Genomic DNA, 6,152 nt, shown 5'->3' with positions numbered 1-6,152 from the left:
CGCGTGACGCGGCGCGCGCCCGGCTCACGGCGCTGACCGGCGCGGAGCGGCGCGTCGCCGCGGCCGTCGGGCGCGGGCTGTCCAACGCCGAGGCGGCGGCCGAGCTCCGCATGACCGTGGCGACGGTGAAGTCCTACGTCTCCCGGATCATGCGCAGGCTCGGCCTGAACAACCGCGTGCAGATCGCCCTGCTCGTCCACGATGCGGAGTGACCGGCCGGTACCGGCGAGTGGCGAAACCGGTACGAGAACCGGCGGGGCGGGGGATGCTTGGGGGATGAGCCATTCCCCCGGGACGCCCCCGAACCTCCCTCCGCCCGTACCGCCGCCCGGCCCCCGGCCGCCGGGAACCGGCGGGCCGCGCCGGTCGAAGGCGCTGCTGTGGGGGCCGATCGGGGCGATGGCGGCGCTGGACGTGTTCGCGCTGATCCTCGCGGGCGCCGTCTCCAACGCCGCGGGCGGTCCGGCGACGCTGGTGTGGTGGGTCTGGCTGCTGCTGGTCGCCCTGTCGCTGGTCCTGTCGGGGGTCTGGGCGTCTTACTGGAAGAGGCTCCCGCGCTGAGGCGACCCGCCGTCCCCGCATTGTCTATTGACTTGGTCGGTTATATCGGCAATGGTGAGGGGCATCTGGGAGACCGAGAGTGACCGGAGGCGTTCATGTCCGTGACCGACGAGTTCCTCGCCAGCGCCGAAGGCTACGCCGCGGCCTTCGACAAGGGTGATCTCCCGCTGCCGCCCGGACGCGGCGTCGCCGTCGTCGCCTGCATGGACGCCCGGCTCAACCCCTACGGCGTGCTCGGCCTCAGCGAGGGCGACGCGCACGTGATCCGCAACGCCGGCGGGGTCGTGACGCCGGACGTCCGCCGCAGCCTGGCGATCAGCCAGCGGCTGCTGGGCACCCGCGAGATCGTGCTGATCCACCACAGTGACTGCGGCATGCTGACCTTCACCGACGACGCGTTCAAGGCCGACATCCAGCAGGAGACCGGGATCAAGCCCGACTGGTCCGCCGAGGCGTTCGCGGACCTGGACGAGGACGTCCGCCAGTCCATCGCCCGGATCGAGCGGGACCCGTTCGTCCCGCACACCGACCAGATCCGCGGCTTCGTCTACGACGTGACGACCGGCCGGCTGCGGGAGGTCAAGCGCTGACGGCCCGGCGCCGGACCGCGCGGCGGACGACGGCGCCGCCGCGCTCGCGCCGCCCTTTCGACCCGTCCGCGACACCGTGATGACTCGGTCCGTATCGGCCTAGGCCGTCTTGACCTGCACCGCATTGACCTGGGACGGGACGAGCCGCGAGAATTTCCGGTATGTCTGTAGGGAATACGGAGAAAAGCCGTCCGCCCCGGGCGGACGCGACGACGACCCACGTGATCCGCTCCGCCGAGGAGGCCACGGAGATCGCGCGCGGGCTCGCCGCCGCGTTCGCCGCGGAGGCCGGCGACCGCGACCGGGACCGGCGGCCGCCCGCCGCCGAACTGGCCGTGCTGTCGGAGTCCGGGCTGCTCGGCATCACCGTCCCGGCCCGGTTCGGCGGCGCCGGGGTGGGCGTGACGGCGCTGGCCGAGGTGTTCCGGACGCTCGCCGCGGCCGACGCGAGCCTCGCGCAGATCCCGCACAGCCACTTCGTCTTCCTGGACGCGCTCGGCCGGGTGGGCACCGAGGAGCAGCGGGCGCGTTACTTCGCCGCCGCGCTCGGCGGCGCCCGGTTCGCCAACGCGCAGGCCGAGCGGGGCGGCCGGACGGCCGCCGACGACGCGACCGCGCTGCGCCGCCGCGACGGCGGCGGGTACCTGCTCGACGGCGTGAAGTACTACAGCACCGGTGCCCTGTTCGCCCACTGGCTCGTCGTCCGCGCCGTCCTCGACGGCGCGCCGCCGCTCGACGGCGGCGCGCCGCGCAAGGCGCTGGCCTACATCCCCCGCGACGCGCCCGGCGTCACCGTCGAGGACGACTGGGACGGCATGGGGCAGCGCACCACCGCGAGTGGAACGGTCCGCCTGGAGGGCGTGCGGGTCGAGGACGACCAGATCGTCCCCTACAGCGCGCTGTTCGACGGGCCGACGACCTACGGGGCGCGCGCCCAGGTGCTGCACGCCGCCCTCGACGCCGGCATCGCCCGCGGGGCGCTGGACGCCGCCGTCACCGCCGTCGCGCGGGCGCGCCCGTGGTTCGAGAGCGGCGCCGCCACCGCGGCGGAGGACCCGCTGCTGGTCCAGCGGGCGGGCGAGCTGGAGATCGCCGTCCGGGGCGCCGAGGCGCTGCTGCGCGAGGCCGCCGCGGCGATCGACGCGGCCGAGGGCGAGCCGACCGCCGAGGCCACCGCGCGGGCGTCGGTGGCCACCGCCGTCGCCAAGGTGGCCGCCGCGCGCGCCTCGCTGGAGGCGTCCTCGGCGCTGTTCGAGCTGGGCGGGACGCGCTCGGCGTCCGGGGCGCTCAACCTGTCGCGGCACTGGCGCGACGCGCGGACGCACACCCTGCACGACCCGGCCCGCTGGAAGGTGCAGCACGTCGGGCGCTGGCTGCTGTCGGGCACCCCGCCGCCCCGGCACGGCCAGCTGTGACCGGGGCGCACTGAGAACGCGCTGAGGGGCGCGCCGACCCGCCCTCCGCCCGCGAGGAGCACCGCCTAGGAAGTCCTCGCGGGCGAAGGAGCGGGCGGGCACCGGCGCCATGATGCGGCCGGTGCCCGGCTCGTGGTGCCCGGGGCAGGGGGACCGGTCAGCCGTCCACGTCGTGGACGACCCGGCCGCCCGCGATGGTGAGCACCGGGGTGAGGTCCTGGAGCTCGTCGTCCGGGACCTTCATGGGGTCCTCCTCCAGCACGACGAGGTCGGCGAGCAACCCGGGGGCGACCGAGCCCTTGCGCCGCTCGGCGTGCTCGAAGTGCGCCGGGTCGCTCGTCCACAGCCGCAGCGCCTGCTCGCGGGTGAGCCGCAGGTCCGGGGGGACGTCGGCGAACGGCCCGGGGGCGGCGCCGACGAAGGTGGCGACCCCGCGGCGCCAGTCGGGAAAGGTGACCGGCGCGTCCGAGCTGTCGGCGACGCGCACCCCGGCGGCCAGCAGCGCCCCGGCGGGGAAGGCCCGCGCCCAGCGGCCGGCGCCGATCGCGCGGGTCATCGACGCGCCGCTGTGCGACTTCATCAGCGAGCTGGTGATGACGCCGATGCCGTGCTCGGCCAGCCGGGCGTAGGACTCCTCGGTCAGCAGCGTCCCGTGGATGAGGGCGTGCCGCGCGTCCGGCCACGGGTCGGCCTCCAGCGCGCGGGCGAGGCCGTCGACGGCCGCGTCCGCCGCCCGGTCGCCGGTGACGTGGACCTGCGCCTGCAGGCGGTGCCGGTGCACCAGCTCGATCATGCGCATGAGCTCCTCGTACCGGGCGTCCTCGTCGTCGCCGCGGGTGACGAGGTGGCCGGTCCCGCCCTCGGGATAGGGGTCGTGCAGCCAGGCCGTGCACTGGGTGGGCACCCCGTCGGCGAACAGCTTGCAGCCGCCGATCCGCAGCCAGTCGTCGCCGAGGCCGGTGGACAGGCCCGCGTACCGCAGCGCCGTCGCGAGGCCCTCGGACGTGCTGGTCGGCGACGGCCAGTCCCAGTGCAGCAGCGTGTTGACCCGGACCGTCATCCGGCCTTCCCGGTGCAGGGTGATGTAGTCGCGCAGGAGCTCGGGCCACACGATCGGGTCGGTGACGCTGGTGAAGCCCAGCGAGTTGAGCGTCCGCATCGCCGTGACGATCGCGTCCAGCCGTTCCCGCTCGGTGTGCGCGGGGACGTGCCGGGTCACCAGGCCCTTCGCCGCCTCCAGGAGGTGGCCGGTGGGCTCGCCCGCCGCGTCGCGGACGATCACCCCGCCGACCGGGTCCGGGGTGTCGCGGGTGATCCCGGCCAGCCGCAGCGCGGCGGTGTTGACCAGGACGGAGTGCCGCGACGCGTGGTGCAGGATCGCCGGGCGGCCGCCGGTGGCCGCGTCGATCAGGGTGCTGTGCGGGCCGGCGGGCCCGGTGTCGAACTCGGGGATGTTCGCCTCGCGCCAGCCCTCGCCCACCAGCCAGTCGCCGCCGCCGGGGCCGGGCGGCGCCCCGGCGAGGGCGGCGCGCAGCGCCGCCAGCGAGGTGACGCCGTTGAGATCGGCCGAGAACGGCGGCCCCGCCAGGCCGAACATCGCCAGGTGCAGGTGCGCGTCGTTGATCCCCGGCAGCACCGTCCGGCCGCCGAGGTCGACGGTCCGGGCCGCCGGGCCGGCGAGCGCCCGCATCGCCGCGTCGTCGCCGACGGCCAGCACGCGGTCGCCCGCCACCGCCACCGCCGTCGCGGTGCTCGACCGCGCGTCGAGGGTGAGGACGTTGCCGCCGTACAGGACGAGGTCCGCTCCGGTCATGGTCACCAGCCTTCCTCCAGTACGGCGTCCAGCGCCGTGGTGAACTCGTCGGCGTCCGCGCGCGAGAACGTCAGCGGCGGCTTGAGCTTGAGGATGTTCCAGGACGGCCCGGTCGGGTAGACGAGCACGCCGCGGTCCTTGAGGCGCTCGCAGACGAGCAGCGTCTCCTCCGACGCGGGCTCCTTGGTCGCGCGGTCCCGGACGAACTCGACGCCGCTGTAGAAGCCCTGGCCGCGCACGTCGCCGATCAGCTCGTGCCGGTCCATCAGCGCGGCCAGGCGGTCGCGCAGGTACTGCCCGGTCACCAGCGCGTTCTCCTGGAGGCCCTCGTCCGCCACGACGTTCAGCAGCTCCAGGCCCACCGCGCAGGCGACGGGGTTGCCGCCGTAGGTGGAGAAGAACTTCCCGGCGGGGTCGTAGGCCTGCGAGATCTCCCGCGTGGTGACCATCGCCGCCACCGGGAACCCGTTGCCCATGGCCTTGCCCATCGTCACGAAGTCCGGGACGACGTCCGGCCCCTGCGTCTGGAACCCCCAGAACGCCTCGCCGAGCCGGCCGAAGCCCACCTGCACCTCGTCGGCGATCGTCAGCGCGCCGTGCCGGGCCGCCGCCGCGAAGACCGACGCGAGGTAGCCGGGCGGCAGCACGACCTGGCCGCCGCCCGCGAGCAGCGCCTCGAACAGGAACGCCGCCGGCGGCCGGCCCTCGGCGGCGAGCCGGTCGAAGGTCTCGGCCACGTGCCCGGCGTACCGCGCGCCCGCGTCCGGGTCGTCGTACCCGTACGGTCCCCGGTACCGGTCCGGCACGGGCGTCGGATGCGTGGTGTCGGGCTTGCCGTAGTGCCGGTAGCGGGACGGGCTCACGTCGGCGACGACCGAGGTGTACCCGTGGTAGGCGTCGTCGATGATGACGACGTCCTCCCGCTTGGTGAGGTAGCGGGACATGCGCAGGGCCAGGTCGTTGGCCTCGCTGCCGGAGTTGACGAAGTACACGACGTCCAGGCCGTCCGGCAGCGTCGCGGTGAGCCGCTCGGCGTACTCCGACAGCACCTCGTAGACGAAACGGGTGTTGGTGTTGAGCCTGCCGAGCTGCCTGGACGCGGCCTCCACGAGCCTGGGGTGGCCGTGCCCGGCGAGGGTGACGTTGTTCAGCGCGTCGAGGTAGGACCGGCCCCGCTCGTCGTAGAACGAGCAGTCGCGGGCGCGGACCATGGTGATCGGCCGGTCGAAGTAGGTCGGGTGGCTGTTCGGCAGGTGCGCGTGCCGGCCGCGCAGCGCCCGCTCCCCGGCGGGCTCCCAGGCGGCGACCGCGTCCTGCGCGCCGAGCAGCGGCGTCGGGTCGGGGAACAGCGCCCGCCACGGCTCGCGCTCGTGGTCGGGGGCGTCCCGGGGCACGCTCGTCCAGGCGGTGACGGGCACCGCCGTCGCCTGGATCCGCAGGCGCGGCGGCAGGCCGTCGGCGGCGCCCGCCGCGACGTGGCCGAGCGGCGCGCCCGCGGGCACGTCCGCGCCCTCGGCCAGGCCGGTGGCGAGACCGGTGTAGAGCGTGCTGAACCGCACGCCCGGGGCGGGTTCGTGCGCCAGCACCAGGTCGGTCCCTGCGGTCCCGGTGGCCTCCACCCGCCCGGCGAGCGGCGCCCGGACGGGCGTGCCGGGCGCGGCGAACAGGTCGATCCCGAGCGCGACCTCCCCGCCGCCCGAGCCGCGCCGCGCCGGGGCGAGGAAGCGCGGCTCGCCGTAGCGGCCCACCGCCGTTCCCGTCCCGTGGGCGAGG

The 6,152-nt window shown here is 75.4% G+C and carries 6 protein-coding genes; 4 read left to right on the top strand and 2 right to left on the bottom strand.

Translation table 11 applies throughout. The features are described 5' to 3' along the window. The 4 genes from E1291_RS38050 to E1291_RS38035 all read left to right on the top strand — a co-directional run. The coding region (locus tag E1291_RS38050; RefSeq protein ID WP_131742894.1) for a response regulator transcription factor at positions 1 to 212 on the top strand (212 nt) is incomplete at its 5' end. A 64-nt stretch (positions 213 to 276) separates the two neighbouring features. Continuing rightward, a complete protein-coding gene (locus E1291_RS38045; RefSeq protein WP_131742893.1) occupies positions 277 to 561 on the top strand; it encodes a hypothetical protein in 285 nt (94 codons plus the stop codon). A 95-nt stretch (positions 562 to 656) separates the two neighbouring features. Beyond that, complete coding sequence (locus E1291_RS38040; RefSeq protein ID WP_131742892.1) at positions 657 to 1,151, top strand: beta-class carbonic anhydrase; 495 nt, start codon at positions 657 to 659, stop codon at positions 1,149 to 1,151. Positions 1,152 to 1,312: 161 nt separating this feature from the next. After that, complete coding sequence (locus E1291_RS38035; RefSeq protein WP_131742891.1) at positions 1,313 to 2,566, top strand: SfnB family sulfur acquisition oxidoreductase; 1,254 nt, start codon at positions 1,313 to 1,315, stop codon at positions 2,564 to 2,566. A 157-nt stretch (positions 2,567 to 2,723) separates the two neighbouring features. On the opposite strand, the gene E1291_RS38030 is transcribed toward E1291_RS38035, so the two are convergent. Together E1291_RS38030 and E1291_RS38025 are read right to left on the bottom strand one after the other, a co-directional pair. Continuing rightward, on the bottom strand, positions 2,724 to 4,379 hold the full coding sequence (locus E1291_RS38030) for an amidohydrolase (protein WP_131742895.1): 1,656 nt from the start codon (positions 4,377 to 4,379) through the stop codon (positions 2,724 to 2,726). 2 nt (positions 4,380 to 4,381) lie between these two features. Further along, on the bottom strand, positions 4,382 to 6,152 hold a 1,771-nt coding region (locus E1291_RS38025; protein ID WP_131742890.1), incomplete at its 5' end, for an aminotransferase class III-fold pyridoxal phosphate-dependent enzyme.

The sequence above is a fragment of the Actinomadura roseirufa genome (genome assembly GCF_900659635.1).
Taxonomy (GTDB): Bacteria; Actinomycetota; Actinomycetes; order Streptosporangiales; family Streptosporangiaceae; genus Spirillospora; species Spirillospora roseirufa.
This window is presented reverse-complemented; position numbering and strand designations above follow the sequence as displayed.

What these genes read in the sequence shown, in the direction of transcription:
- E1291_RS38045 (WP_131742893.1), top strand. Translation starts at nt 277, where the DNA reads ATGAGCCATTCCCCCGGGACGCCCCCGAACCTCCCTCCGCCCGTACCG.
- E1291_RS38040 (WP_131742892.1), top strand. Translation starts at nt 657, where the DNA reads ATGTCCGTGACCGACGAGTTCCTCGCCAGCGCCGAAGGCTACGCCGCG.
- E1291_RS38035 (WP_131742891.1), top strand. Translation starts at nt 1,313, where the DNA reads ATGTCTGTAGGGAATACGGAGAAAAGCCGTCCGCCCCGGGCGGACGCG.
- E1291_RS38030 (WP_131742895.1), bottom strand. Translation starts at nt 4,379, where the DNA reads ATGACCGGAGCGGACCTCGTCCTGTACGGCGGCAACGTCCTCACCCTC.